The organism is Rossellomorea aquimaris (assembly GCF_001877785.1).
GTDB lineage: Bacteria > Bacillota > Bacilli > Bacillales > Bacillaceae_B > Rossellomorea > Rossellomorea aquimaris_A.
Genome location: NZ_MINN01000096.1, coordinates 101,613 through 128,151 on the forward strand (window position 1 = coordinate 101,613; position 26,539 = coordinate 128,151).

The following is a 26,539-nucleotide window of genomic DNA, read 5'->3' on the forward strand; positions in this document are numbered from 1 at the left end:
CTTACCTCCTATTATTCACAAGAAATGCGCAAGCCCTGCTCTTCCAATTCCTTCAATTTGAAGTCCTGATTTGGAAGGTGATCGAGAAGGCTTTGGATCATAGGGGAAAATTCGCTGTCCCGGTTCAGGGAATAGATAATCCACTGACCCCTGCGTTTTTCTTTTACAATCCCCACGTCCTTTAGTTTCCGTACGTGCTGACTGATGGCAGGTTGACTGGCCTTAAATATCTCCACGAATTCACATACGCAGCAGTCATTGGTATCGAGTATCTTCACCATCGTCAAACGGGTTTTATCTCCTAATAATTTTAGTACTCCTGCGGTTTTATCGATTTCAACAGAGGATTCTTTCATCAGCTCACCTCCAGACTTCCTTAAGTATCAGTATATTATTCTATGCTTATATAATATTTCACTTATATATGGATAACAAGTATTTTTTAGTTGAATTTTTATTCTAAATATTAGTAAAATTTATGAATAATTCTAATAGAGAGTGTGGATATCTTATGAAAAGATTATTCATTGAGGAAATGAAAGCTGAAGACTGGGAAGCGGTAAAGGAGATATATTTAGAAGGGATAGCTACCGGGAATGCAACATTTCAAAAAGAAGCCCCCTCCTGGGAACAATGGGACAAGGGGCATGCTAAGGAGGGCAGGATTGTAGCACGTACAGCCGATTGTTTACAGGGATGGGCTGCATTGAGCCCGGTTTCCGGCAGATGTGTTTATGCCGGGGTAGCTGAGGTAAGTGTCTATGTTTCGACTCAATATCAGGGTAAGGGAACGGGCAGCCTCCTACTTGATGCTCTGATAGAAGTCAGTGAATCTCATGGGTATTGGACCCTGCAAGCGGGAATATTCCCTGAAAATGTTTCAAGTATCAGATTGCATGAAAAGCATGGATTCCGCGTTGTGGGACGTCGTGAAAAAATTGGTAAGATGGACGGTATTTGGCGGGATACTCTTTTGTTAGAAAGGAGAAGCAAAGCGGTAGGTGTCAGTTAGCTATGAGTTAAAAAAGCGATCCGTGTAAGGATCGCTTTTTTAACTATCTATTCAATGCTGTCACCTAATCCACGCTTACCTCAGCAGCAATGATCATCCCGATCACAGACGTCAAGACAAGACCCATTATCATGGAAAACATCACAATCACTCCTTTTTTGAGTCAGGAATCAACGTTCCTTCTTACTATTAATGTATCACTTTTAACAGCCGATTCCCCGGTCAAACGTGAACAACTTTTAACTAATGCATGACAGAATTGTGTCCGGCCACAGCCGCTGTGAACGATCGGCGCTGCCATGCAAAAAGGGATGCCCGCTGGCAAGCGGCACCCCTTATGATCATCTGTCGTTTCTTTTCTTTTTCTTATGAAAGACAGCTGTCCAGACTAAAATATTCAGAAACAATTCTTCCACCCTCTTTCGTATATCTAGGCAGAATCCTTCTCTACCCATAACGCATTTCTTTTCTTCTCCTGTATGTTCATCATTGTTTCATTCTCCTCTCCTTATTTGCATTTAATCCCAGACATTAATAGATGTGTGTTGTGAACTGCTGCTTAGTTTTCGTTTGTTCATAATGCTTCATCACATTGCAGTTATGTTCTGCTTCCTCGAACGATTCTTGTTTCTTTTTAAACGTAACCGTCATGAATAAAAGATTCAGTGTCATACTTATCACCCCTTTCAAAGCCTTTTACAGGCAGTAAAAAACCGCACAGAGTTCCCTTCCCCGCACGGCACAAAAAAGCCGCAGGAAAGTACATTCTCCCCGCGGCTTCATTTAAATTATAATCGGAATCAAATGAAATTCATCCCACAAGCGGTCGAATGGTTAAAACGATATTCTGTTGTGTTAGATTTCTTTGCAGCAATGATCATTTTCTTCGACCTCCTTTAGTGTGATTTTTTTCTTACATTGGTTAGTATATCCAATTATCCATGAATTGTAAACATTTTCTTTTCAACAAATTTCGATTTATGCAGCATGCTCTATCATAGTATTCCCTCTCTATGTATGCGAGGCGGCTAATGTTCTGTTTTTGTGAAGAATGGGTTCGTGGGACATGATCACCGCTATTGATTTCCGTGCAAGACTTCGCTTTCCGCGGGCAGCCCGTGAGCCTCAAAAAACAAAACCACCAGTGTGAACCGGGGGTTTGCTCTGCGGCAGGAAGCCTCTCTTGGCGGGCTCAGCCTAAAAGGCCCACTGAATGATTTACTCTAGCAATTTATTCCCTTTGAAAATTTGGAGAGATAAGGGGAGAAATTCCCCTCATTTAAGAAAAAGCACGAAAAACTGCTAAAATAAGCGGAGAAATTTCCCTTATTCTCTTAAAAAAATACGGAAAAGGGTCATTTGCTGTGCTTAAGCAGAAAAATTCCGCTTATTTATCCTAAATCGAATTCTATTCCACAGCTTAACAGGAAAAATTCCGCTTATTTTAGATAGGATTATTCATGTCCTTCACAGGGCATTCCTCATACTGTAATAAAATGAATTGTAAGGGAAACCTGCTTATCCTATCATGAAGGGAGAATTTTTTATACCACGCAAAAGCCCGCTGGTACCCCTGGAAGAGCCGGGGATTATCAAGATCATTAAATAAAAAAACCCGAACTAATTTGCTTCCTTGCATGCAAATTAATTCGGGTTTATATCATTCATCCACAGACTGCAGATCTTTTTTATATTTTATCGCTTTGGCAAAGAAGATGAGTGACAGTCCAAGTAATACGATGGTGCCTGACATCAGGGTCATCGTTTTGATTTCCGTCACGGTTTCTGAGGGAATCACCACACCGAGATACATGAATACACTCAGTGCAAGCAGTGTGAATCCATACCGTTTGAAGTCATTCATTTTATCTTGCAGCTTCTTTTTATTTAGTGTGTGCTTCATTACGCAATCACCTACTTTTGAACTAGTAACCTCTCATTCTATGGTAACATAGGCAGGCAGGCTGACTGCCATGTAATTGATACCAGTTCTTCCAGCAGGGGATCTAGCGTGATAATGCTCTTTCCAGATCTTCAATCAGGTCTTCTGCATCCTCAAGGCCTACCGAGATCCTGACAAGCCCGTCGGTAATCCCCAGCTCGCTGCGGCGCTCCTTCGGGATGGAGGCATGAGTCATCCTGGCGGGAACAGAAATCAGACTTTCCACGGCCCCCAGGCTTTCGGCCAAGGTGAAGTATTTAGTATTGGTCAATAGACGATCTGCATTTTCTTCACTTCCTACATCGAAAGATACCATGCCGCCGAAGCCTGAAGCCTGCTTCTTCGCGATATCATGATGCGGATGGGTTTCCAGACCAGGATAATAGACTTTTGAAACCTTCGCATGACCGGTAAGGTACTCAACAATTTTCTTCGTATTCTCTTCATGTTCCTCCATTCTGAGGCCGAGCGTTTTGATCCCCCTGATCAGGAGCCAGGAGTCCTGCGGCCCCAATACGCCACCTGTGGAGTTCTGGACAAAGAACAGATCTTCTGCGAGTTCTTCAGAATTGACGACTACAAGCCCTGCGACTACATCACTGTGACCCCCGATGTATTTGGTCGCACTGTGGAGTACAATATCAGCACCGAGGCTTAACGGGTTCTGCCAATATGGCGTACTGAACGTATTGTCAACAATCGTCAATAGGTTGTGTTCCTTCGCAAGGTTGGCAGCCGCTTCAATGTCGGTTATTTTCAAAAGAGGGTTCGTCGGCGTTTCAATATAAACCGCCTTTGTATTGTGCTGGATTGCCTTCTCGATATTTTCGAGATCACTTGAATCGACGAATGTTGACTCGATGCCAAGGCGGTTCAGCACTTTCGTCATGACCCTGTAGGTGCCGCCGTACACATCATCTGTCAGTACGACATGGTCTCCGCTGTCAAACATCATCATCACGGCCGTTATGGCTGCCATACCTGAGCCGAAGGCAAATCCTCTTTTCCCGCCTTCGAGATCCTTGATGAGTTCTTCCAGAGCATGCCTTGTCGGGTTGCCGGAACGGGAGTATTCAAAGCCTTTATGTTTACCCACTTCATCCTGTTTGTAGGTGCTTACTTGATAAATCGGTGTGGAAACGGCCCCTGTCTGCGGATCGAGTCCAACTCCTCCATGGATCAGCTGTGTTTTCTTTTTCATGATCAGATTCCTCCTTCATATATTTTCTTGCTTAAGTAACGTTCACTTGAGTCCGGGAAGATGGTTAAGATATTGCTTCCCGGCTTTGCACTTTCTGCTTCAATCAGGGCCGCGTGAAGTGCTGCACCCGATGAACTTCCTGCCAGCAGGCCTTCCCGTTCTGCCAATTCCTTCACCCTTCTGAATGCCTCCTCATCTGTGACGGTATGGATTCCGTCAAAGTATGAAGCATCCATATAAGCCGGAAGGAATTCCATTCCGATTCCTTCGGTTTTATGCGGCCCTGACAGTCCCCCATTCAGAATAGAGCCCTCAGGTTCCACAATAATTGTCCTTATTTCCGGGTTCATTTCTTTCAGGTACCGTGAAGTACCCATGAATGTTCCGCCGGTTCCGGCACCTGCGACAAAATGATCGATCCTGCCGTGCATCTGCTTCCATACTTCCGGGCCTAATGTTTTATAATATGTGGAAGGGTTGGCTTCATTTTCAAATTGACCTGGATAGTAGGAGTTCTCAATTTCTTTCGTGAGTTCCTTCGCTTTATGAATGGCACCTTTCATCCCCAGTTCAGTCGGTGTATGGATGATTTTCGCCCCCAGTGCTTTCATCAGCTCCTGCTTTTCGATACTGAATTTTTCGGGGATGCAAAAAACCACTTTGTATCCGGAATTCACAGCCGCAAGCGCCAGCCCGATTCCAGTATTCCCTGCTGTCGGCTCAATGAAGGTGCCTCCAGGCTTGATTTTCCGGGATTGCTCCGCTTCTCTTAATAATTCAAGCCCCAGCCGGTCCTTGATACTGCCGCCCGGATTGAAGAATTCCAGTTTGGCAAATAGACGGACACCGTCCTTCAAAGAAAAATGTGTAAGCTCCATAATAGGGGTATTCCCTATCAGCTCATGAACACCATTGTACACATCCATTTCCTAACCCCCCTTTATTCGAAATGAAAAAAGCCGACCTGTGCAGCCGCTGCTTCCAATTCTTCCATAAACCACAGCAGAATTTCCACTGCTGTCTGAAGAAGAAAGAGAAAGTGGGTGCCCGGGTCAGCTTTTTTCTCTATGTTTATAAGGATTCCACTATGTTCATTACCATCTTGGCAGAGTGCAGGGCTGCTTTCTCCAGGTATTGCTCGAAGGAGACGTCCGATTCCTTCCCTGCGATGTCGGATAAAGACCTGATGATCACGAACGGGACCTCGAATTGATGGGCTACCTGCGCGATTGCGGCAGCTTCCATTTCAACGGCCTGAAGGCCTGTGAATTTATCACGGATCGCTTCAACGCGTGCAGGATCATTCATGAAGGAGTCACCTGTTGCGATCAAGCCCGATACGACCTGGGCATCACCCAGTTCACGTACACTTTCCACTGCGGCTTTCTTCAGCTTTTCATCAGCAGTGAATGCAGCCGGCAGCTGTGGAACCTGCCCGTATTCGTATCCGAACGCAGTCACATCTACATCGTGATGGCGAACTTCTGTGGAAATGACGACATCACCTACATTCAGTGAAGGATCGAATCCTCCAGCTGACCCGGTATTGATGATGGCGTCCGGTTTAAAGTGCTGCAGCAATACAGCCGTGGACATTGCGGCGTTGACCTTTCCGATTCCGGAACGGAGAAGGATCACTTCTTTCCCTTTCATCGTCCCGCTTGTATATTCACACCCGGCAATCGTATCGGTTTGCGGATTTGTAATGTTTTCTCTAAGTAAAGCTACTTCTTCTTCCATTGCTCCAATGATGGCGATTCTCACATTAAAACCTCTTTCTATTGTTTAGTCGCCTCCATGATCCAGACAAAGTTGTTGATCTGCCGGAAATGAACGGAAAACCCCTCTGAAGTCAATAAACTTTCCAGGACATCGAGTGTTGTATAGTATTCCCGTTGCAAATCTTCTGCAAGATTCAGAAAGCCTTTATCCAAAGCTTGATCTATGGCGGCGTGATAGTGCTGCTTTGTTTCAAACATCGTATCAGCAAATACTATTTTACCACCTTGTGCAAGCAAGTTTCCATAAATGCTAAAGGCTTTTCCTTTTTCTTCGTCGGTCAAATGATGAAAAGCATATGTGCTGACAATCGTGTCAACCTCTTCATCCAGTTTGAATTCCAGGAAATCCCCGTCTAAAAATGTGACTCTCTCCCCGAGCTTCTGCTGCCCGATCAGTCTCATCTCCTGGGAAGGTTCAAACGGAATCACGTTCAAGTCCGCTTCAGCCAGTTTTTCTGTCAAATTTCCTGTACCCGGCCCGAATTCAACTACAGTCCCTTGTGATAGAGATACGACTTCCACGAGGATTTCCTCATATCTTTCAAAGACTGCCTTGTACTCGGCATCTTTCCCTGCGACCGCATCATCGTATGAATCCGCCCAGTCTCCAAACAGATCCAAGAACTCTCTTCCCATCCTAAGCACCCCAGTTTTAAATAAAGTTTATAATTCCTATCAATATACTATGAATTATTTCTAAAACTGTTATTAAATTATCATATACCTATGACAAATTCAACAATTATAAATTGTAAAAATAGCGATTGCACTCTAAAATGGGAGTGGAACAGTTTGAAAATGAGGAATACAGGAGGAATCCCCCCATGAATATTTCATTCGATTTAATTCAAGATAAAGTGGAGTTTTTCGAAGCCGATCGATTACAGATCCTTGAGAAAAAAATAGAGGAACAAATCGAACACAACAAAGCAATCATGCTCGGCGTACATTCCGTGCAGCATCAAGTCGCCATTGATGAAAATGGAAGAAGGTACTACACAGCCGCCGTCCATTTCAAGGTGAATAAATAAGAAAAGCAGAGGCGGCTTGATTAGGAGCGACAAGCATAATATGAACTTACCGGAAAGGCGCACTTTGCCTTTCTGGTAAGTTCATATTATGACCTCGAGCTCCTAGCCGCCGCAGCTGGACAATCGAAAAGCGGAGGCGGCTCGCTCAGAGACGACAAGCATAAGCCAAGACCCCCGGAAAGGCGCCTTTTGCCTTTTCGGGGGTCTTGGCTTATGACCTCGAGTCTCTAGCCGCCGCAGCTGGACAATAAAGAAAGCTCCGGGCATACTCCCCGGAGCTTTCTTCTAGTTAATCTTTATCGTTTTCTTTCAGTTCTTCAACTTTTGTCGGCTGCCATCCTTGTCCGTCTACCCACTGCAGATATACGCGATAAGCCGTTGCACCGCCTTTTTCAGTCACGGTACCGATGGATTTTTGCGGTCCGCCGTTACCTTCGATGAACCATACCGTCATGTTGTCCTGAGGGATGCCGGTTGCATAGGATAGAGCTTTCTCTTTTTCCTGCCAATCGACACTGCCCGTCTCATATGAAGACACATGCTCCCCTGACTGCTCTGTTCCGACAGGCTGCCAATCAGGATGGACAATCGTTTTCTCCACATTTGGTTCGGTGCCTTCTTCTACCTGTGCATCACTGTCGTCAAGCGCAACGGATTTCTTCTCCTCTGGAGTATCTTCTTTCTCTTCTTCTTTATTTTTATCTTTCTCTTTTTCTTTTTTGTCTTCTGATTCGTTAGATTCCTCGTTCATGGAAACTGAGTCATCTTCCTTTTTTTCTTTCGTTTTGCTGTCTTTATCCGCACTGTTTTCAGTGGTGGTTTTGTCACTGTTTTCAACGCTTGTTGATGCCTTATCTTTATCGGAACCGTTTCCGGTCAGAATCGTCGCGCCTACCACGACGATCAAGAGGACAACAACAGCGATCGCTATGTTTAAGACTGTATTTGTTTTATTTTTAGAGCGTCGGTCTAACCGAGAATTATATTTCGCCATAAGATTCCCTCCTATTATCCTAAACATTTTAACATGATAGAGTCAGAATAATAAAGCGAAACATGTACCATTTTAAGTACCATTTTCTAAGTGCCGGCGAGAATGGACTTTCAGGGACGGGAAGTTTTACTCATTCACGGAGTTTATGGACAGCATCCACACTGTCCTTGAAAATCGGGTAGATGCCCCCTTCATCAATGTGGACATCCATATTGACCGCCACCAGCGCATACTTGGGATTTTCAAATGGAAAATAGCCGGCAAACCATTTATTATACAATTCCCTGCCTTCACTTTTTTTCCCCGTCTGGGCCGTTCCCGTCTTACCTGCAATCGGATAAAGGGCGGTGTCCAAATAAGGGGCGGTGCCTTCAGGCGAGTTGACCACTCCGCGCAAATACTGCTGGAGCTTCATGGCAGTGAAAGGAGTTATCTTCTCTCCCCCCATCTTCTTCCGCGGAAAAGAAAACATGCTTGTCCCGTTTTGATAGTCGATGGACGTCGCTGCACTGACCATATATTTTTCGCCCCCCCTTGCAATCGTTGCCATCATATTGGCGAGTCCGAGCGGAGTGACCCTCACTTCCCTCTGCCCGATTCCGGTTTGAGCGATGTAATTGAGGTCTTGACGCTCATCATCGGAGACAAAGACCCTGCCCTTGCTCACTTGCAGCTGCGAAAAGTCCTCATAATGGAACACATCCCCTTTCCATGCAATGTCCCCTAATAAGCCGAGCTTTTCAGCATATTCCTCCAGGGAGTAAGGGTCATTTTCCACCAGCTCTTTGGCAAGGTCGGCGAATGTCCTGTTGCAGCTTACCGCGATGCTCGACTTGATATTGATCTTGCCGTGCGGCTTTTCAGCAGATGCCCCGTAAATATTTTTATCACAGTCGAACATCCGGGATTCATCGACAATCCCTTCATCCATTGCGGCCGCAGCCACGACGGTTTTAAAAACGGAACCCGGCGCCAGTGCTTTGAGCATGTAATTGTCAGCTCCCCCGCTGAACGGGTCACTATTTTTCATTGCCGGACGCGAAACATCCGCAAGTATCTGACTATTCTCTATATCCAGCAGGAGCAGGCCGCCTTTTTCAATTTTGTACTGATCTGCCACCTCTTCCAATGCCTGCTGAATGTCCATGTCGATGGTCGTTTTGACATTGAGGGGATAAAACGGATTGGCTGGAGCGAGATACTTCACATCTGCCCCGAATAAAGGTCCCCCGTTTGCATCAACATGATAAATCAGCTTTGACTGTTCTTCGGAAATCAGCCATTCATCAAAGATCCCCTGCATTCCCGTCACACCTATCTTCTGGTGTATACCCTTCACTTTATCAGGATAGCGTTCATGGAATTCTTCCGTGTTTTCACCCGTTATGCCAATCAGCTGTGATGCCGGGATATGGCCGCTTTTAAATTTCCTGGTAACGGCAAATACACCCTGAATCTTCAGCCCGTTGATTTCATTCATCTGATCTTCAGAAAGCTGAAACGCCTCTTTTCCACCGAATACAATCGGTCCTTTGGCTTGTTCAATCTTGGTTTCAATGATATCTGGAGTCACATGGAGGATACGTGCCACTTCCTCCACCGGCCAATCCATTCTTTTCAGAAAAGGAAATAAGACCAGCACGTTTTTCTCCTGAAACGTAAGCGGCTTCCCATTGCGGTCAAGAAACTGCCCCCTGCCTTCATCAATGACGAGCTGCTGTGTGCGCTGGGCCACACTCTCTTCAATCAGATTGATTTTATGCTTGGAAAACGACTCTGTCTGAAATAACTGGAGCTGCATCAATCTGGCAGACAGCAGTATAATACCCAGAAGCAGCAAGATGCTGAGCCATCTCATCCGTTTTCGTATCATCCGTCTTCACCTCGTCTACATTGTTGACGAGATTTTAAAGTTCTAACCGTTGGGGGTAAGTATGCGGCCTATTAGAATCCGGTAGTCCGATAGGAAGGATCTGGGGTGGTGCGGGGACCTAAATTAGAATCATTATTATAAGATCATAAATCAGGATTTAGGATCGTATTTTCGGATTTAGGATCGTATTTTCGGATTTAGGATTGTATTTTTTGATTCAGGACTGTATTTCGTGAATTAGGATCGTATTCTCCAGATTAGGATCATATTTGCTCTTCCTAACAAATTTATCACCGACGAAACGCTTACAAACCATGAAAATATACACTAACTTGTTTGGTTTCCTTTAATATCGCTTCTCATTTCAGCATTTTTTGAATGATGCAGCTAAATTCATCCAATAAAAGTTTCATTACAACAAACATGAAATAATACTTTCCCGATGTCTCTGCAAAAAAAAGAAAGAAACCCTGTATAGAGTTTCTTCCTCATTAAAATCAATCAGCTTACTTCTACAATCTTGACGCTCATTTCTCCGCCTGGAGTCTGAACGGACACTTTTTCTCCTACTTTGTGACCAAGAAGGCTTTTCGCGATAGGGGAATCATTGGAGATTTTCCCTTCGAATGGATCTGCTTCCGCACTCCCTACGATTGTGTATGTTTCTTCGTCACCGTCAGGCAATTCCACGAACGTGACTTTCTTACCCAACTGGACTGTATCTGAATTCATGTCATCTTCCTGGATGATCTTGGCGTTTCTGATCATGTTTTCGAGCGTGGAGATACGGCCTTCCACGAATGCCTGCTCGTCTTTCGCTGCATCGTACTCTGAGTTTTCGGATAGATCCCCGAAACTTCTGGCAATCTTGATGCGCTCCACTACTTCCTTGCGTTTTACCGTTTTTAAATTTTCTAATTCTTTCTCTAATTTTTCTTTACCCTCTAATGTCATCGGGTATACTTTTTCTGTACTCATGACCCTCTTCACTCCTTAACTGTCTTAAAGCTTCCCAGGCTTTAGTATGTAGTGCTTCATGATGTCTTGAAAATGTAAAGGCAGGGAATGAAGGGACTGGTTCTTCTCCTTCATTCCCCGGCACCTTAACATTTTGGGAATTTAACCTATATATGTTTATCTATGTTATCGTATTACAAAAATGACTTTTGTTCAAGAATTGTTTGAATTTTTGTTACCATTAAATCGATTGCCACGTGATTATGGCCGCCTTCAGGGATGATGACATCTGCATAACGTTTCGTCGGTTCGATGAATTGGTTATGCATAGGGCGCACCACCGTGATGTATTGATCGATCACTGAATCGATGGAACGGCCTCTTTCTTTGATGTCGCGGAGCATTCTTCTGATGATGCGGAGATCGGCATCCGTATCGACATAAAGCTTGATATCCATTAAGTTGCGCAATCTTTCATCTTCTAATACTAAAATCCCCTCTAAAATAATAACATCCTTCGGTTCTACCGAAATAGTATCATCTGAACGCGTATGCATTTTATAATCATAAACAGGCTTCTCCACCTGCTGGTGATTCAAAAGTTCGTTCAAATGCTCTATGAGAAGATCATTATCGAAGGCCAGCGGATGATCATAATTGGTCTTCAGCCGCTCTTCAAAAGGAAGATGAGATTGATCTTTGTAATAATAATCCTGCTGCAGCATTAAAATCGAGTGGCCCTGGAATTGCTCATAAATGGCTTTTGTCACACTAGTCTTTCCAGATCCCGAACCTCCTGCTACACCAATAACAACGGGTTTATGCTTCATAACGTTTACTTGTTCTCCTTTCGCATCATGTTGTCAGGGTAGACTTTCTGATCAACTTTGAACTTTACAATTTGCAGCGGGTGCCGTGCCACGTCCATCTCATTTCCTTTTTCATCCCACATCTGTCCGATCACTTGAGTGAAATTGGAAATTTCAGGTCCGAAGAATTCCACTTCCTGTCCTGTCTTAAAATGATTTCGCTGCTGCAGCGTTACGATCGCTGTATCCTCATCGTAACCAAGCACGAGCCCGACGAATTCAAAATTTGTATTCTTTTTATCATGAACACCGAACATCTGCTCTTTGAACCCCGGGACGCCCTCGAAGAAAGCAGGAGCCGCTTCGCGGTTGGCGCATTTTTCAAGTTCTTGAAGCCATTCTTTCCTGATTTTGAAGTTGTCCGGATCTTTACAGTATTCATCGATGACCTTGCGATAGACGCTCACCACTGTTGCAACATAATGTATCGATTTCATGCGTCCCTCGATTTTAAGACTGTCGATTCCGAGTTCGATCATTCTTGGAATCGATTCAACGAGCTTCAAATCTTTTGGACTCATGGCGAAAGGAGCATCGTTTTCACTGAATAAAGCCTGTTCATCGCTGCCTTCAAGCTGATAGAGGTCATAATCCCACCGGCAGGATTGACAGCATCCACCCCTGTTTGAATCGCGCGCTGTCATATGATTGCTCAGTGTACAGCGGCCTGAATAGGCAATGCACATGGCTCCATGGATGAACGTCTCGATTTCGATATCCACTTTTTCCTTCATCTCACGGATTTCTTCACCACTTGTTTCACGCGCCAATACAACGCGGTCAAGTCCTTCTTCTTTCCAGAACTGCACTGCTTTCCAGTTCGACAAACTTTGCTGGGTACTTAAATGGACTTCCACTTTCGGTGCAACACGCCTGCAGGTCTCGATGATAAGAGGGTCTGCGACGATGATTCCGGCAACTCCGGCTTCCTGCAGGCCCATCAAGTATTCTTCCAGCCCGTCCATATTTTCGTTATGGGCATAGATATTAGTCGTTACATAAATCTTTGCACCATACTTCCGCGCGAACTCCACGCCGTCTTTCATTTCTTCCAATGTGAAATTGCCGGCATTCGAGCGGAGGCCGAATTCCTGTCCGCCGATATAAACTGCATCCGCACCATAATGCACGGCTATTTTTAATTTTTCAAGGTTACCTGCAGGTGCCAATAACTCCGGTTTCTTCACGATAACACGTTTACCGTCAACTACGTTAGAGATTGGTTCTTTTACAACCATGGTCAACGCAACTCCTCCGTTCTTTCCATCTTTCAACTATCTGGTTTAATAGACCGTTTCTTTAAAGAAAAATCCTGTATCCAGAGGGCGGTTTTCAGGCTGAAGCCGTTTTGCTTCTTCTAACAGCCCGTCCTTCTGCTCCTCGTATAGGTCTTCATCCTGCACAAACAGATCAATCGCTTTTCTGTAAAGTTTTGTGATTTCCACAAGATATTGAGAGGATTTCAAAACACCGTCAATCTTGAAAGAATCGACACCTGCTTCAATCATCTCACCTAGTTCGTCTATAATGCACATGTCATTCGGGCTCATGATGTGAGTGCCGTTATCATCTTCGAAAATAGGATATTTATTATGACGCTCCTGGTCATGAAGGAACATATTCTTCTGCTGCCTGCGGTTTTCCACTTCCATCACTTTACCTTGATATTCAAAGTAGTTGCCGAGGAGGGACCGTTTTGACTGGAACATGCAAGTCATGCCATGAACCTGAACCTCGATCTCCACTTCCGCGTTTTCCCTGATTTCCACAATGGAATCCATGCTGAGTTCACGGGCAAGCACCGCACGCGCAGCACCTTTTCTTCCCCAGTAATTGCATGTATACCAATTCGTTGCTGTTGTTTCCGTGTTCCAGTGAAGCTTCATATCGGGTGCCGCAGTTCGTGCTGCCATCAAAACGGCAGGGTCTCCGAAAAGGACTGCATCTGCCCCTGCATCCTTCAAGAATGAAATGTACTCTTCAAGGTCAGCGACCTTATCATTATGGAAAATCGCATTCATCGCGACGTATATCTTTTTGCCCAGGCCGTGGGCAGTATCTATGGCCGCCTTTACTTTTTCTTGTGTAAATTCCCCTGCCAGGCGCAGCCCGTATTTTTGTTCTCCGATGACGAATGCATCAGCCCCTGCATGAGCTAAAGGTTCGATATCTGAAAGGGATGTAGGTGTAACCAACAACTCCGGCTTCTTCACTTTCGTTCACCTCTTTTTTTACTGATGGCAATTCCATCCCCCACCGGCAGGATGGATGTTTCAAACTCGTCGTGACTCATCAGCCATACATTGTATTTCTGAAGTTTCTTCACCATATTCCTGATTCTTTTCTGTTCGACTTCTTCTTCCGCTACAAGTCCCTTAAATAAGACATTATCGGAATAAACGACCCCGTTTTCTGAGAGCATCGCTGCATAAAGGTCGAAGAATTTCTGATACTGGCCTTTTGCCGCATCAATCAAAATGGCGTCAAAAGGACCGTTTTTCTCTACTTCGGCCTGCAGTTCAAGAGCATCGCCCAAAAGGGTGTGAATGCGTCCTTTATGGCCGGAACGTCCCAGGAAGTCCTGCGCAGTATTATACCTTTCTTCGTCCCGTTCAATTGTCGTTATTTCCGTTTCCGGAAGGGCTTCGGCCATCCTTAAAGCCGAGTATCCAATGGCCGTGCCGATTTCCAGGATCCGGGACGGCTGTTGAATAGCCAGTATTCCAAGGAGCGCTTCAATACCAACGAGCTCCATGATGGGTACATGATGTTCTTCAGCATATTGTTCCATCTCCTCCAGGAGGGGAGAACGTTTCGGGGTAATTGATTCTATATAATTAATAACCTTTTCGTCCATCATATGATTTCACGATCCTCGCCTATTAAACTGCTTTATCTCTCCTGCACAACATGAAAAGAAGAAAGCTTCACTAAGCTTTCTACTTCAGTCATTATCCACAGGAGATAACGCATCTTTATGAAAAATAACTTGTACTATTTTAACACAGGAAGAAGAGGAAAGCGAATGTTTCTTTCCTCTTCTCCCTAAGCCGAAATTTATTCACACCATGCATTGCAGGGAGTGTCATTCGGATTTATTAGTGATGTATTTGGCTTTCTTTTCATTGTGTTCTTCAAGTGTTTCTGAATAGTATACAGATCCGTTTGAAGATGCAAGGAAATAATAATAATTGGTATCCTCAGGCTGCAGGGCAGCTTCAATCGATGAAAGACCGGCATTCGCAATCGGCCCCGGCGGAAGTCCTTTCACTTTATAGGTGTTATAAGGAGAATCCACTTTCAAATCCTTATACACTGTCCGGGACTTGTGTTCCCCAAGTGCATAAAGGACGGTTGGATCGGTTTGCAGCGGCATTTCTTCTTCGATTCGGTTATAGAAGACACTTGATATTTTCCCTCTGTCTGCTTTCTCGGTCGCCTCTTCTTCAATCAGGGAGGCCATCGTTAACAGTTGATGTGCTGTATATTCCTTGTCAGTCATTGAATCACGATACTGCGCCAGCACTTCATCCGTTTGATCAAGCATTTCCTTAAGTATGTCTTCCAGAGGAGGCTTCTTTTCATAGAAGGAATACGTAGCAGGATAAAGATATCCTTCGAGCGGCCTCTTGATCTCTTTATTATCTATTTCGTCTGTTATCAAGTTCGGATATTCCTTTTTTAATTGCTCGAGCCATTTCTTATCATTCAATTTCTTCTCGACTTCTTCTTTTTTATACGGAGAATGATCTGCTATGATTTCTGCGATCTGATCCAGTTGAAGTCCCTCAGGTATGGTTATTTTAAATTCAGCTTTCCTCATGACCTTGCCGGTCTTTAAGCTGTTGACGATTTCGTTAAGTGTCATCGAAGGCGTCAAATCATAGGAACCGGCCTGAAAACCCGACTCATTGTTGAATTTCACATAATATTTAAAGACTGTCGAATTCTTAACAATGCCGTTTTCTTCAAGGATCTTTCCTATCGAAGTGACTCCCGATCCAATCGGGATCTCCACTTTCACTGGTTTTGTATCCTCCGGATCAACCGGCTTCAGGGCAGAATTCACGTAAAGGTATCCGCCGACAGCCGTGCCTCCGATTATGATGATCAGCGAAATAAAGATTAGTCCGACGATTTTCCGGATGACTTTAGCCTCTTCCTGTCTTTCCAATAGTTTTTTTGTAAGCGTTTCTTTTATTTTATTTTTATCTTTCATTTTTCCATTCCCCCTTTCGAGCAAAAAAGCGGGATATCCGTCATAGTGATTTCGACATCATCTCCCCTATTATACAATATTTTGCACAAAGTGAAACAGGGACCGGCAAAAAGGATAAAAATTATCCCTTTACCGGTCCCTGTCCTTTATTACCTGTCAACAAAGCAGGGGCTATTCGCCTTCTTCTTCATCCAGGAAGGTATTCAGCATTTCTTCGATCATGTCCCACTCTTCTTCAGTTTCAATCGGCTTCAATTCGCCTTCTTCACCTTCGTCTCCAGGAACGAAAGCTGAAGCGTGGATTTCAATTTCTTCTTCGTCATTCTCGTCTGCTCCAAGCGGGTAATACAGAACATATGACTTGTTGAATTTGTCTGACTCAAATGTGAATAGGACTTCACAAAGCTGTTCGTTCCCTTGTTCGTCCACTACTGTAATTTGTTTTTCTCCGTGTTCCATCGAGCATTCACCTCATTATTTTTGACTGTCAAGATATCCTTGCAGGATCATCACTGCAGCCATTTTATCAATTACTTTTTTGCGCTTCTTCCTGCTGACGTCAGCTTCAAGGAGGACTCTTTCAGCGGCCATCGTACTTAAGCGTTCATCCCAGTATTTAACCGGGATGGAAAGTTCGCTTTGTACAAGTTCACCGTAAGCCTTAGATGCCTCGCCGCGCGGTCCGATCGTATTGTTCATGTTTTTAGGCATGCCGACAATGATCGTATTCACTTCGTACTCTTCGGCTAATTCCTTGATCCGGTCAATCCGAAAGCTGCCTTCTTCTTCGTTGATTTTCACTGTTTCGATTCCCTGCGCAGTCCAGCCGAGGGCGTCGCTGATCGCAACGCCGACAGTTCTCGAACCAACGTCCAGTCCCATTACACGCATGTATTATCCCTCTTTATGCTGTTTCAAATACGATTTGACTAATTCTTCGATGATTTCATCACGCTCCAGGCGGCGGATGATATTTCTGGCGTCTTGATGTCTAGGGATATACGCAGGATCCCCGGATAATAAGTACCCAACAATTTGATTGATCGGGTTATACCCTTTTTCCTGAAGCGCATCATGAACTTGAAGCAGGACTTCCTTGACATCATGTTCAAATGGCTCGTCGGAAAAATCAAATCGCATCGTTTTGTCAAAAGAACTCATTCTTTGCACCTCTCTTCAGGCTTGTCTTTCAAACAAACGAATTGTTCATCGTTACCTTCATTGTACACCACTTTAATGCAGAGTTAAACGGATTTCACCCATTCTTCTGCAAATTGCAGTGCTTCCTCAAGTTTTTCAGGGTTTTTACCGCCGGCCTGTGCCATATCAGGACGGCCGCCTCCGCCGCCTCCGCATCGGGATGCCACTTCTTTGACCAGCTTGCCGGCGTGGTAACCTTTGTCGACGAGATCTTTCGTCACGCCTGCAATGACATTAACTTTTCCATCCCCTGAAGTACCAAGGACAATGACAGCAGATCCAAGCTTCTGCTTGAGATCATCCATCATCGTACGCAATGTATTGCTGTCCGCGGCGCCGACTTTAGCCGAAAGCACGTTGATGCCATCGATTACTTTCACTTTATCAGTTAAACTTCCTGCTTCTATGTTAGACAACTTCGCAGCCAATGATTCATTTTCTCTTTGAAGATCTTTCATTTCAGCCATCATGCTGTCCACTCGGCTCACGATATCTTTAGGGTTCGCCTTCAGTTTATTTGCTGCTTCTTTGAGGAGAGCTACTTGATCGTTCAACAGCCTGTAAGCATTTTCGCCCGTGACGGCTTCAATCCGTCGTGTTCCTGCCCCAATGCCGCTTTCAGACACGATTTTGAACAATCCGATTTCAGATGTGTTAGAAACGTGGCATCCTCCGCATAGTTCAAGGCTGAACTCCCCGATGGATACAACGCGTACAACTTCACCGTATTTTTCACCGAATAAAGCCATCGCACCCATTTCTTTTGCCTTTGCCAGAGATTTAAGATCTGTATTCACGGTCAAGGCTTTCCATACCTGCTCATTCACGATGCTCTCGATTTTTTCCATTTCTTCAACAGTTACTGATCCGAAATGAGAGAAATCAAAGCGAAGGCGGTCAGGTTCCACAAGTGAACCGGCCTGGTTTACGTGCTCACCAAGAACTTCCTTCAATGCCTGGTGCAGAAGATGTGTAGCAGTATGATTCTTCTCCACGTTCTTCCTGGAATTCCGTGAAACTTTTGCTGTTACTTTTTGATCCTTTTTCAAGGTTCCTTCTTCGACGACTGCAGAGTGAAGATTTTGCCCATTTGGTGCTTTCTTAACGTCGGTTACATATACACGCACACCATCGCCTTCAAGATATCCTTTATCCCCGATCTGTCCGCCGCTTTCAGCGTAGAAAGGAGTCTGATCGAGGATGAACTGGAACTCCTGGCCTTTATCGACTTTCGGCTGGCGTTCTTTATCGACCAGTACCTCAAGGACGACAGCAGTTGCTTCCAGGCTGTCATAACCGACAAATTTGCTTTCTGCCGTGATATCACTGAGGATGCCCCCCTGCACCTGCATGCTCCCGACATCCTGGCGAGCTGCCCGCGCTCTTTCACGCTGGCCTTCCATTTCCCGCTCAAAGCCTGCATGATCGACTGAAAGTCCTTCCTCTTCAGCATATTCCTCCGTTAACTCGACAGGGAACCCGTATGTATCATAAAGTCTGAATACATCTTCCCCTGGGATCGTATCGCTTCCAGCTTTCTTCTCTCTTTCCACAATGGAAGAAAGAATCGCAAGACCTTCATTCAATGTTTCGTGGAAGCGTTCTTCCTCGTTTTTCACCACTTTTTGGATGAATTCCGCTTTTTCTTTTACCTCTGGATAGAAATCGACCATGATTTCTGATACGACAGGTACCAATTCATACATGAACGGACGATTGATTTCAATCTGTTTTGCAAAGCGGACGGCACGGCGAAGTAAACGTCTTAACACATAGCCGCGGCCTTCATTTGAAGGAAGAGCCCCGTCACCGATTGCAAACGAAACAGTACGGATATGATCGGCAATCACTTTGAAAGCTATATCGATTTCTTCTTTTCGACCGTAAGTGTTTCCAGAAATTTTTTCGACTGCCCTCATGATCGGCATGAATAAATCTGTATCAAAATTGGTAGGGACTTCCTGGACGACGCAGGCCATTCGTTCAAGCCCCATACCTGTATCGATGTTTTTCTTAGGGAGCGGTGTATATGTTCCGTCAGGATTATGGTTGAACTGGGAGAACACGAGATTCCATACTTCAAGATAACGGTCGTTTTCGCCGCCTGGATATAATTCAGGATCTTTAGGGTCGTCTCCGTATTCCGGGCCTCGGTCGTAGAATATTTCCGTATTTGGTCCACTCGGGCCTTCTCCTATATCCCAATAGTTGCCTTCGATTCGGATGATGCGTTCGGCAGGGACACCGACTTTCTGGTTCCAAATGTCAAATGCTTCTTCATCTTCAGGGTGAATGGTAACCGATAATTTTTCAGGATCGAATCCGATCCATTTTTTATCCGTCAGGAATTCCCATGCCCATTCGATCGATTCCAGTTTGAAATAGTCGCCGATCGAGAAGTTGCCGAGCATTTCAAAGAATGTGTGGTGGCGCGCCGTCTTACCGACATTTTCAATATCATTTGTGCGTATGGACTTTTGTGCATTGACGATTCTTGGATTCTGGGGAATGACACGCCCGTCAAAGTATTTCTTTAATGTAGCTACACCGCTGTTGATCCAAAGAAGTGATGGATCTTCATGCGGGACGAGAGAAGCGCTTGGTTCTACACCATGTCCTTTTTCTTTAAAGAAATCTAAAAACATTTGGCGGATTTGTGCGCCGGTTAACTTGTTCATTTTTCTTCCTCCTTTAGTTAGTATGTAGATAAAAAAGCATACAAAAAAGCCCTCATCCCAAAAACAGGGACGAGAGCTGGCTCGCGGTACCACCCTGGTTGTGAACATGAAAAACCATATTCACCCCTCAAACACCTTAACGCGGTTTAACGGCAGGTTTTTCCTGCACTCCGGATTAGCATTCGGTCATCCTTCATCTGGAACTTCTTTCAGCCGGGGAAGTTCCTCTCTTATATGCCTTGGCATTCAGATGGGCTATGACCTACTGGATCCATCAACATTTTCAGCTTGTAAACTTTATTGTATATGTGGATTATAGAAATATTGAAACCGTTTGTCAATGATATCACGCTAGTTTTTTGCATGAAGGAAGTGTGTCCTTCCATGTATGAAGGCAACCTTGAGAACAGCAAGGACCGGCACGGCCACGATCATTCCCAGTATCCCTCCTACTTCGCCGCCGATGATCAGTGCACCCATGATGAACAGCGGATGCATATGGAGGCTTTTCCCTACAATCAAAGGAGACAGTATATTCCCTTCAAGGAATTGCAGGACGAGTACCAGTATGACTACATAAAGGATCAATTTCAGTGAAATCGTGCTTGCCACAAGTATCGCCGGCACTGCTCCAATGATGGGCCCGAAATAAGGGATGACATTGGTGATCCCCATGATGACTCCCAGTATCAAAGGATATTTCATGCCCAAGAACCAAAGCACCGCCGCTGAAAGGCCTCCGATGACCAGACAGACAAGCAACTGGCCCCGTATATAGCCTCCCAATGACTCATCAACATCCCTTGAAAACCTGAGGGCACTCTCCCTCCACCTGACAGGCGTAAGCTCCCAAAAGAATTTCTTTACTTTTGTTATATCCTTTAAGAGATAAAATGATACAAACGGTACGATCGCTACGATGAGCAGACTGTTCATCAGTTTCAAAAGAATCGCGACCGCAGCGGCTACCAGCCCGGTAAGCCACGCTTCCATACCTTCGATCCTGTCATCGAGTTGAGACTGGATGCCGTCCGGCCATGTCGATGTTTTACTTTGGATATAGTGAAGCCACTTCTGGTATTGGGAGGTAAACATCGGGGCATTATCCGACAGATCCTTTAATTGATGGATGATGACGGGGGTTCCTTTATAAAGGGCGTACCCAAGTCCCCCGAAAAAAAAGATATAAATGAGCATGATGGCAATGCCGCGGTGGATGCCCGCTTCATGCAGCTTTTCCACAAGGGGATGAAGCAGGTAGGCGATGAAGCCTCCGATCGCAAATGGAAGAAGGGATAGGATCACTACTTCGAGGACCGGATGCCACACGGGTTTCAGTAAAAAAAGAATATAAAGGAACACGGCACAGACGAGTGCAATGGACAGTCTGTACAGCCACTTTGCATATGTTCTTGTTTCCACTGCAACCCCTCCTTCTTTCCCTTATTGTTAGAAACACGGGGAGGTTTTTATACAACAAAATAAAAACTGACCCTCCCATGCAGGAGAGTCAGTCAATGAAAACGTGTATTTGGGTCAAAACATTTTCTTCATTTGTTTGCGAAGCCTTTTCACTTGCTTTCTGTTCATCATATTTGATCGCTGGGAATAAATTGATGCAGCGATTCCCGCTCCAAAACCAACAATTGATGCGAATGTACGGTTCAAGAAAGACACCTCTTCCTAGATTAATTGGCGGTCTTCCTCATCGAACAAGTCGTCTAAAGAGCTTAATGATCCATCTTCTTCCACCTGATGAGTATGGATGACTCCTTTTGACAAGGAAAGTTCTATGAAGCATCCCCAACAATAATATTGGTTGATTCCGATCTTTCCTATATCTTTGCTCTGACAGTTTGGACATTTCATCGTAAGGTCACCTCTATTGCACCAGCAAAACTGGAGATTATTCCCTACCATCCTGCCCAATATATGCCAAAGATATACTTGTTCCCGGGAAAACGCGCCCGAACGGCACACTTCTCATACACCGTTCTTATATATTGTGATGCATTTCCGCCAATTCATGAGAACAACCTTTTTCCATTGCAGCCAACTAATTTTCACTCTGATTGTGTGATGATTTGAGTCATGCTCTAAACACCCGCTATTGATTTACGCGGAAGACTTCCGCGGGCAGCCAGTGTGCCTCCTCGTCACTTCGTTCCTGCGGGTAGAAAAGTGGAGGCGGGTCGTCCAGAGACGACAAACATAAGGCGAGCAAGCCTGAAAGGCTCTTTTTGCCTTTTTGGATTGATTGACTCATGACGTCGAGCCTCTAGCCGCAGGAGCTGGACAAGTCTCACCTGTCCAGCTAAGGGCTTAGAGGCACATGTCATAAGCCAAACTGACAAAGAAAGGCAAAGAACGCCTTCGTGGACGATCCGTAATATGCCACCCGCCTCTGACCAAAGGCCTTCCGCTTTTCTAATAAGCTGCTCTTCCCGCATGAGTCTTCGTCTTCCACTCCAATCAACCGCTGGAAAGAGCCAACTTCTAATTGAAACTAAAAACCCGGATTGCCTTTCTAAAGTCAATCCGGGCTTTATTATATGAGTTAGTACTGTTTTGAACCAGGAATTTTCAGATATATGCTAAACAAGTTCTTCTGCGGTGATTTCATTAGTGTAGTCAATTTCGAAGCCGAGGTCTTTCAGCATTTGGTGGTCGGCTGTTTCCTGCTGGCCGGCCGTTGTCAGATAGTCGCCAACGAAGATTGAATTTGCAGCATACAATCCCAGAGGCTGAAGGCTGCGAAGATTCACTTCACGTCCTCCGGAGATCCTGATTTCCTTTGTCGGATTGATGAATCTCATCAGGCATAACACCTTCAAGCAATATCTTGGATCCAATTCATCCGTACCCTCAAGCGGCGTCCCATCGATGGCATGCAGGAAATTGACGGGAATCGAATCCGCATCAAGGACTTTGAGGCTGCGTGCCATATCCACCACATCCTGAAGACTCTCCTTCATGCCGACAATCACTCCTGAGCATGGGGAAATCCCCTGCTTTTTCGCAATTTCCACCGTATTCACACGGTCTTCATATGTATGGGAGGTCGTGATCTGTTCATGATGGTTTTGGGACGTATTGATATTGTGATTATATCGATCCACTCCGGCTTCCTTCAGCCTCTCGGCCTGCTCCTCTTTTAGCAGGCCGAGGCAGGCACATATCTTCATATCATAGTTTTCTTTGATTTCTTTTACTGCCGAAACCACTTTATCTACGTCACGATTGGTCGGGCCTCGTCCGCTTGCCACGATGCAGTAAGTCCCGACGTTTAATTTATGTGCTTTCTCTGCGCCTTTTATGATGGTATCCTTGTCCACCATTGCGTATTTCTCAATCGGTGCCTTTGAAATAATCGATTGAGAACAGTATCCGCAGTTTTCCGGGCAAAGGCCGGACTTAGTGTTGATGATCATATTCAATTTAACTTTATTGCCATAATAATGCTTCCTGATTTGATAAGCACCGTTCAGGAGCTCAAGCAGCTCCCCGTCCGGACATTGTAATATCGACAAAGCTTCTTCGCCGCTGATTTCTTTTCCCTGAAGTACTTCAAGAGCAAGATCCTTCCATGAATGATCCATAACATATCCCCCTAAATGTTATTATGCTGCGCGATTCACGTTTCTGAATGTACTTTTTGACAACACTGTTTTTTCCAGGCGGTGAGCCATGATCCCTGCACAGACAGCCAGAATGATATCCTTTGGAAGCGGGACGAGCATCCAAGACCAAACGAGTCCGTAAGACAAGCCATCTGGAGCTTGCGCCCAAAGCTTGTATGCTGCATACATCCAGTTGGTGCCGGCAACATAGTTAAACACCATTCCTGCCAGTGCTGCGATCACATAGGCCTTGATTCCTTTATGCTTTTGGATGATTTTTCCTGTTATACAGGCCGTTAAGATATAAGACAGGATAAAACCGAATGTCGGGCTGAAAATCGAGGAAAATCCTGCACCAAACCGCGCGAATACCGGTACGCCCACCAAACCGACCAACGCATATACAGTCATGGAAATCGCCCCGATCCGGCTTCCTAATATGGCACCGGCCAAGATGGCAAAGAAGGTCTGTAGCGTGATGGGGACTCCCCCGATGACGAGGAATGGTACGAAGGATGTGATATTGGCACCGACAGCCATAAGCGCCACAAACATACCAGCCAATGTTAAGTCAATGGTTCTAAGTTTTCTGTTCATTTCTCTCTTCCCCCAAATTAAAAGTTAATTACTATTTAAGAATATCGTTCTCCCTGAGTTAATGTCAACCTAAATTAAATTAAGGTTTACTTAAAAACTAAAAAAAGGTTAACAAATAAGGATAGCCGCCATCCTCAATTGTTAACCTTTGTAAAGCCAGTATTTATTCGGCTTCCATGAAATCATAAGGGGTGATCCCTTCCATTCCGACCATCGGATCTTCATTCATTATGATCTGTGCCGCAGACAGACCTTCTTTATCTTCATTAACTTTCCCCTCTCCGTCATTGATGAGGGAAAGTTTTTCAGTCAGTGTCGTCTTACGCATAAAATCGTCTTCTCTCTCCACACCGAGTTTAAAGGCATCGAGTTCACCGCACAGGATCAAAAATTGCTTGCTCCTTGTGATAGCGGTGTATAGAAGGTTTCTGCGAAGCATGCGGAAATAACTTTTTACGACCGGCAAAATGACGATGGGGAACTCGCTTCCCTGTGATTTATGGATCGAACAGCAGTAGGCATGGGTTATCTGGGTCAGATCCTGCCTCGTATATGTGACTTCAGTCCCCTCATAGGAAACGATGATCATGTCCTGTTTTTCGGTGTTTTCTTTTGCATAGAAAATCGAGACGATCTCCCCGATATCCCCGTTGAACACATTGTTCTCAGGCTGATTCACCAGCTGCAGGACTTTATCACCGATCCGGTAGTGTACATCCCCGAAGGTTATTTCCTTCCGGGTCCCATCATTGGGGTTGAAAATTTCCTGAAGCAGTTTGTTCAGGCTGTCAATACCCGCAGATCCCCTGTACATGGGGGCTAGTACCTGGATATCCTTAGGCGTGTATCCCTTTTTCTTGGCATTTTCGACTACCTTCCGGACAACTTCGGGAATCTGATTCGTCCGGCACGGGAAGAAGGACCGGTCCTTCTGCTGTTTTGTCAGATCGGCAGGGACCTGACCTTTTTTCATACTATGGGCAAGTTCAATGATCGATGAACCTTCCTCCTGACGGTAAATATCCGTCAGTCTGACAGTGGGGATCACTCCCGATCCCAGCATATCCTTCAGGACCTGTCCGGGCCCAACAGAAGGGAGCTGATCTTCATCACCGACAAAAATGACCTGTATATCATCGGGAAGTGCTTTCAGCAGCTGGTGGGCAAGCCAGGTGTCCACCATAGACACTTCATCGACAATCAGCAGTTTTCCTTCTATGGCACGTTCCTCATCATTTTGAAAGCCTTCCTGCCCATTCCAGCCGAGCAGTCTGTGGATGGTCATCGCCGGCAGACCGGTCGATTCAGTCATACGCTTGGCCGCCCTCCCGGTAGGAGCCGTCAACAATACAGGAAAAGGCTCATCTTTATAATCCTTTGGATCCAGGGAACATCCGTGAAGATCGGCAAACAGTTCCACGATCCCATTGATGACCGTGGTCTTCCCGGTACCCGGCCCCCCTGTCAAGAGGAGCATCGGGGACATCAATGCCGTTTCAATCGCTTCCCTTTGAGAAGGGGCATACTGGACTCCAAGCCGGTCCTCAAGAGCCCCCAGAGCCAGCAGGAACTCTGATTGCGGGAATTGATCCTCATATTGCTTTTGGGATAAGATTTTCTCGATGCTCGTGACGATCCCTTTCTCGGAGAAGTACAGAGAAGGGACATATACCTTTGAACCTTCACCGGCCACTTTGCTCTCTTCTTCGAGCGATAAGAGTTGAGTGGATATCTCGCTATACTCGATTTTTTCAGGCTGACTCTTCTCAAGCAGCTCCTTTACCGTCACGATAAGTTCTTCCGCTTCAAGGAAAACATGGCCCTGCTTCACACAGACTTGTTCGAGGGTATAAAGGCAGCCGGCCTTTATTCTGTCAGGATGGCTTCCGGTGATCCCGATTTTCGCACCCAGTTCGTCAGCCCTCGTGAAACCGATCCCTTCAATGTCTTCCACCAATTTATATGGATTTTTCTGGATGATTTCCAGTGTCTGTTCTTTGTAAGCCTGATAGATCCTCATGGAAATCTGCGGTCCGAATCCAAGATCATTCAAGGCGATCATCACACGTTCCAATCCCTGATGCTCCGTCAGCGTGTCATAAATGTTTTTCGCTTTATCAGGGGGAAGCTTGGGAACTTCATCGAGAACCCCGGGATTTTCAAGTATTTTTGAAATCGCATTTTCACCGATATGCTCTACAATTTTCTCCGCTGTTTTTTTACCGATGCCTTTAAACAGATCGCTGGATAGATAATGGACGACACCCTGGATTGTCTGGGGGATCTCTTTTTTGAAATGATTCGCATGAAATTGCATACCGAATTTAGGATGCTCCTGGAAGCGTCCGTAAAACACATATGTCTCTTCCTCATGAATGCGCGGGAAGTGGCCTGTGATGACTGCTTCTTTTTCTTCATATGAATGGTTCGTCTCATCCACCCGGATCCTTACAACGGTATACAGATTTTCCTCATTATGAAAAATCGTCACAAGATGCCTGCCCTTGATATACGTTTCTTCATCTCCAAACAGCTTCATTGAATCCTGCTGGCTCAAGGCTTAGA

27 protein-coding genes are annotated in these 26,539 nt (G+C 45.1%); 2 read left to right on the forward strand and 25 right to left on the reverse strand.

Annotated elements, in window-relative coordinates; all coding sequences use genetic code 11:
- Positions 1–11: 11 nt before the first annotated feature.
- Positions 12–356 (reverse strand): ArsR/SmtB family transcription factor, encoded by a 345-nt coding sequence (locus tag BHE18_RS13050; RefSeq protein WP_071619004.1) that lies wholly within the window; start codon positions 354–356, stop codon positions 12–14.
- 155 nt (positions 357–511) lie between these two features.
- Here BHE18_RS13050 and BHE18_RS13055 point away from each other — a divergent pair, with 155 nt between their 5' ends.
- Positions 512–1,012: a GNAT family N-acetyltransferase gene (locus BHE18_RS13055; RefSeq protein ID WP_071619005.1), complete on the forward strand. Its 501-nt coding sequence runs from the start codon at positions 512–514 to the stop codon at positions 1,010–1,012.
- A 531-nt stretch (positions 1,013–1,543) separates the two neighbouring features.
- Here BHE18_RS13055 and BHE18_RS13060 read toward each other — a convergent pair.
- The 6 genes from BHE18_RS13060 to BHE18_RS13085 form a co-directional block, all read right to left on the reverse strand.
- Complete coding sequence (locus BHE18_RS13060; RefSeq protein WP_081941084.1) at positions 1,544–1,684, reverse strand: YrzI family small protein; 141 nt, start codon at positions 1,682–1,684, stop codon at positions 1,544–1,546.
- 988 nt (positions 1,685–2,672) lie between these two features.
- The gene (locus tag BHE18_RS13065) at positions 2,673–2,915 is read right to left on the reverse strand and encodes a YrhC family protein (RefSeq protein WP_032087562.1); all 243 of its coding nucleotides are present in this window, start codon (positions 2,913–2,915) and stop codon (positions 2,673–2,675) included.
- A gap of 103 nt (positions 2,916–3,018) precedes the next feature.
- Positions 3,019–4,155: a bifunctional cystathionine gamma-lyase/homocysteine desulfhydrase gene (locus BHE18_RS13070; protein WP_071619006.1), complete on the reverse strand. Its 1,137-nt coding sequence runs from the start codon at positions 4,153–4,155 to the stop codon at positions 3,019–3,021.
- Positions 4,156–4,157: 2 nt separating this feature from the next.
- Entirely contained in the window at positions 4,158–5,081 is a 924-nt protein-coding gene (locus BHE18_RS13075) for a PLP-dependent cysteine synthase family protein (RefSeq protein ID WP_071619007.1), read from the reverse strand.
- 145 nt (positions 5,082–5,226) lie between these two features.
- Positions 5,227–5,919, reverse strand: a complete 693-nt coding sequence (gene mtnN / locus BHE18_RS13080; RefSeq protein WP_071619008.1) for a 5'-methylthioadenosine/S-adenosylhomocysteine nucleosidase — start codon at positions 5,917–5,919, stop codon at positions 5,227–5,229.
- A gap of 14 nt (positions 5,920–5,933) precedes the next feature.
- Entirely contained in the window at positions 5,934–6,572 is a 639-nt protein-coding gene (locus BHE18_RS13085) for a class I SAM-dependent methyltransferase (RefSeq protein WP_071619009.1), read from the reverse strand.
- Positions 6,573–6,760: 188 nt separating this feature from the next.
- Here BHE18_RS13085 and BHE18_RS13090 point away from each other — a divergent pair, with 188 nt between their 5' ends.
- Positions 6,761–6,967 carry a DUF2536 family protein gene (locus BHE18_RS13090; protein ID WP_032087557.1) on the forward strand — a complete coding sequence of 69 codons (207 nt, stop codon included), beginning with the start codon at positions 6,761–6,763 and terminating at the stop codon, positions 6,965–6,967.
- Between the two features lie 289 nt (positions 6,968–7,256).
- On the opposite strand, the gene BHE18_RS13095 is transcribed toward BHE18_RS13090, so the two are convergent.
- The 18 genes from BHE18_RS13095 to recD2 all read right to left on the reverse strand — a co-directional run bounded on the left by BHE18_RS13095 (position 7,257) and on the right by recD2 (position 26,531).
- Positions 7,257–7,961 carry a YrrS family protein gene (locus BHE18_RS13095; RefSeq protein ID WP_071619010.1) on the reverse strand — a complete coding sequence of 235 codons (705 nt, stop codon included), beginning with the start codon at positions 7,959–7,961 and terminating at the stop codon, positions 7,257–7,259.
- Positions 7,962–8,091: 130 nt separating this feature from the next.
- Positions 8,092–9,834, reverse strand: coding sequence for a peptidoglycan D,D-transpeptidase FtsI family protein (locus BHE18_RS13100; RefSeq protein ID WP_071619011.1), 1,743 nt, complete (start codon positions 9,832–9,834; stop codon positions 8,092–8,094).
- Positions 9,835–10,335: 501 nt separating this feature from the next.
- The gene (gene greA, locus BHE18_RS13105) at positions 10,336–10,812 is read right to left on the reverse strand and encodes a transcription elongation factor GreA (protein WP_032087554.1); all 477 of its coding nucleotides are present in this window, start codon (positions 10,810–10,812) and stop codon (positions 10,336–10,338) included.
- 173 nt (positions 10,813–10,985) lie between these two features.
- Positions 10,986–11,621, reverse strand: a complete 636-nt coding sequence (gene udk, locus BHE18_RS13110; protein ID WP_071619012.1) for a uridine kinase — start codon at positions 11,619–11,621, stop codon at positions 10,986–10,988.
- A 5-nt stretch (positions 11,622–11,626) separates the two neighbouring features.
- Complete coding sequence (locus BHE18_RS13115) at positions 11,627–12,898, reverse strand: peptidase U32 family protein (protein WP_071619013.1); 1,272 nt, start codon at positions 12,896–12,898, stop codon at positions 11,627–11,629.
- A 45-nt stretch (positions 12,899–12,943) separates the two neighbouring features.
- Complete coding sequence (locus BHE18_RS13120) at positions 12,944–13,873, reverse strand: peptidase U32 family protein (protein WP_071619014.1); 930 nt, start codon at positions 13,871–13,873, stop codon at positions 12,944–12,946.
- Positions 13,870–14,520 (reverse strand): O-methyltransferase, encoded by a 651-nt coding sequence (locus BHE18_RS13125; RefSeq protein WP_071619015.1) that lies wholly within the window; start codon positions 14,518–14,520, stop codon positions 13,870–13,872. The genes BHE18_RS13120 and BHE18_RS13125 overlap by 4 nt, the downstream gene beginning before the upstream one ends.
- A gap of 225 nt (positions 14,521–14,745) precedes the next feature.
- Positions 14,746–15,879, reverse strand: coding sequence for an endolytic transglycosylase MltG (gene mltG, locus BHE18_RS13130; protein ID WP_071619016.1), 1,134 nt, complete (start codon positions 15,877–15,879; stop codon positions 14,746–14,748).
- A gap of 171 nt (positions 15,880–16,050) precedes the next feature.
- Positions 16,051–16,338 carry a DUF1292 domain-containing protein gene (locus BHE18_RS13135; RefSeq protein ID WP_032087548.1) on the reverse strand — a complete coding sequence of 96 codons (288 nt, stop codon included), beginning with the start codon at positions 16,336–16,338 and terminating at the stop codon, positions 16,051–16,053.
- Between the two features lie 15 nt (positions 16,339–16,353).
- Positions 16,354–16,770: a Holliday junction resolvase RuvX gene (ruvX, locus tag BHE18_RS13140; RefSeq protein WP_071619017.1), complete on the reverse strand. Its 417-nt coding sequence runs from the start codon at positions 16,768–16,770 to the stop codon at positions 16,354–16,356.
- A 3-nt stretch (positions 16,771–16,773) separates the two neighbouring features.
- The gene (locus BHE18_RS13145; protein ID WP_071619018.1) at positions 16,774–17,040 is read right to left on the reverse strand and encodes an IreB family regulatory phosphoprotein; all 267 of its coding nucleotides are present in this window, start codon (positions 17,038–17,040) and stop codon (positions 16,774–16,776) included.
- An 83-nt stretch (positions 17,041–17,123) separates the two neighbouring features.
- Positions 17,124–19,757: an alanine--tRNA ligase gene (gene alaS, locus BHE18_RS13150; protein ID WP_071619019.1), complete on the reverse strand. Its 2,634-nt coding sequence runs from the start codon at positions 19,755–19,757 to the stop codon at positions 17,124–17,126.
- Between the two features lie 351 nt (positions 19,758–20,108).
- Positions 20,109–21,179 (reverse strand): AI-2E family transporter, encoded by a 1,071-nt coding sequence (locus BHE18_RS13155; RefSeq protein WP_071619020.1) that lies wholly within the window; start codon positions 21,177–21,179, stop codon positions 20,109–20,111.
- A 114-nt stretch (positions 21,180–21,293) separates the two neighbouring features.
- On the reverse strand, positions 21,294–21,425 hold the full coding sequence (locus BHE18_RS13160) for a YrzQ family protein (RefSeq protein ID WP_071619021.1): 132 nt from the start codon (positions 21,423–21,425) through the stop codon (positions 21,294–21,296).
- A gap of 15 nt (positions 21,426–21,440) precedes the next feature.
- Positions 21,441–21,626, reverse strand: coding sequence for a hypothetical protein (locus BHE18_RS13165; protein ID WP_071619022.1), 186 nt, complete (start codon positions 21,624–21,626; stop codon positions 21,441–21,443).
- Positions 21,627–22,351: 725 nt separating this feature from the next.
- Entirely contained in the window at positions 22,352–23,356 is a 1,005-nt protein-coding gene (gene bioB, locus BHE18_RS13175) for a biotin synthase BioB (protein WP_071619024.1), read from the reverse strand.
- 21 nt (positions 23,357–23,377) lie between these two features.
- Positions 23,378–23,974, reverse strand: coding sequence for a biotin transporter BioY (locus tag BHE18_RS13180; protein WP_071619025.1), 597 nt, complete (start codon positions 23,972–23,974; stop codon positions 23,378–23,380).
- A 163-nt stretch (positions 23,975–24,137) separates the two neighbouring features.
- Positions 24,138–26,531, reverse strand: a complete 2,394-nt coding sequence (gene recD2 / locus BHE18_RS13185) for an SF1B family DNA helicase RecD2 (RefSeq protein WP_071619026.1) — start codon at positions 26,529–26,531, stop codon at positions 24,138–24,140.
- Between the last annotated feature and the right edge of the window lie 8 nt (positions 26,532–26,539).

What these genes read in the sequence shown, in the direction of transcription:
- BHE18_RS13145 (WP_071619018.1), bottom strand. Translation starts at nt 17,040, where the DNA reads ATGAGTTCTTTTGACAAAACGATGCGATTTGATTTTTCCGACGAGCCA.
- BHE18_RS13115 (WP_071619013.1), bottom strand. Translation starts at nt 12,898, where the DNA reads ATGGTTGTAAAAGAACCAATCTCTAACGTAGTTGACGGTAAACGTGTT.
- BHE18_RS13065 (WP_032087562.1), bottom strand. Translation starts at nt 2,915, where the DNA reads ATGAAGCACACACTAAATAAAAAGAAGCTGCAAGATAAAATGAATGAC.
- BHE18_RS13070 (WP_071619006.1), bottom strand. Translation starts at nt 4,155, where the DNA reads ATGAAAAAGAAAACACAGCTGATCCATGGAGGAGTTGGACTCGATCCG.
- alaS (WP_071619019.1), bottom strand. Translation starts at nt 19,757, where the DNA reads ATGAACAAGTTAACCGGCGCACAAATCCGCCAAATGTTTTTAGATTTC.
- BHE18_RS13060 (WP_081941084.1), bottom strand. Translation starts at nt 1,684, where the DNA reads ATGACACTGAATCTTTTATTCATGACGGTTACGTTTAAAAAGAAACAA.
- BHE18_RS13050 (WP_071619004.1), bottom strand. Translation starts at nt 356, where the DNA reads ATGAAAGAATCCTCTGTTGAAATCGATAAAACCGCAGGAGTACTAAAA.
- greA (WP_032087554.1), bottom strand. Translation starts at nt 10,812, where the DNA reads ATGAGTACAGAAAAAGTATACCCGATGACATTAGAGGGTAAAGAAAAA.
- BHE18_RS13075 (WP_071619007.1), bottom strand. Translation starts at nt 5,081, where the DNA reads ATGGATGTGTACAATGGTGTTCATGAGCTGATAGGGAATACCCCTATT.
- BHE18_RS13090 (WP_032087557.1), top strand. Translation starts at nt 6,761, where the DNA reads ATGAATATTTCATTCGATTTAATTCAAGATAAAGTGGAGTTTTTCGAA.
- BHE18_RS13165 (WP_071619022.1), bottom strand. Translation starts at nt 21,626, where the DNA reads ATGAAATGTCCAAACTGTCAGAGCAAAGATATAGGAAAGATCGGAATC.
- BHE18_RS13095 (WP_071619010.1), bottom strand. Translation starts at nt 7,961, where the DNA reads ATGGCGAAATATAATTCTCGGTTAGACCGACGCTCTAAAAATAAAACA.
- BHE18_RS13135 (WP_032087548.1), bottom strand. Translation starts at nt 16,338, where the DNA reads ATGGAACACGGAGAAAAACAAATTACAGTAGTGGACGAACAAGGGAAC.
- BHE18_RS13055 (WP_071619005.1), top strand. Translation starts at nt 512, where the DNA reads ATGAAAAGATTATTCATTGAGGAAATGAAAGCTGAAGACTGGGAAGCG.
- BHE18_RS13085 (WP_071619009.1), bottom strand. Translation starts at nt 6,572, where the DNA reads ATGGGAAGAGAGTTCTTGGATCTGTTTGGAGACTGGGCGGATTCATAC.
- BHE18_RS13180 (WP_071619025.1), bottom strand. Translation starts at nt 23,974, where the DNA reads ATGAACAGAAAACTTAGAACCATTGACTTAACATTGGCTGGTATGTTT.
- BHE18_RS13125 (WP_071619015.1), bottom strand. Translation starts at nt 14,520, where the DNA reads ATGATGGACGAAAAGGTTATTAATTATATAGAATCAATTACCCCGAAA.
- udk (WP_071619012.1), bottom strand. Translation starts at nt 11,621, where the DNA reads ATGAAGCATAAACCCGTTGTTATTGGTGTAGCAGGAGGTTCGGGATCT.
- bioB (WP_071619024.1), bottom strand. Translation starts at nt 23,356, where the DNA reads ATGGATCATTCATGGAAGGATCTTGCTCTTGAAGTACTTCAGGGAAAA.
- mltG (WP_071619016.1), bottom strand. Translation starts at nt 15,879, where the DNA reads ATGAAAGATAAAAATAAAATAAAAGAAACGCTTACAAAAAAACTATTG.
- ruvX (WP_071619017.1), bottom strand. Translation starts at nt 16,770, where the DNA reads ATGCGTGTAATGGGACTGGACGTTGGTTCGAGAACTGTCGGCGTTGCG.
- BHE18_RS13100 (WP_071619011.1), bottom strand. Translation starts at nt 9,834, where the DNA reads ATGATACGAAAACGGATGAGATGGCTCAGCATCTTGCTGCTTCTGGGT.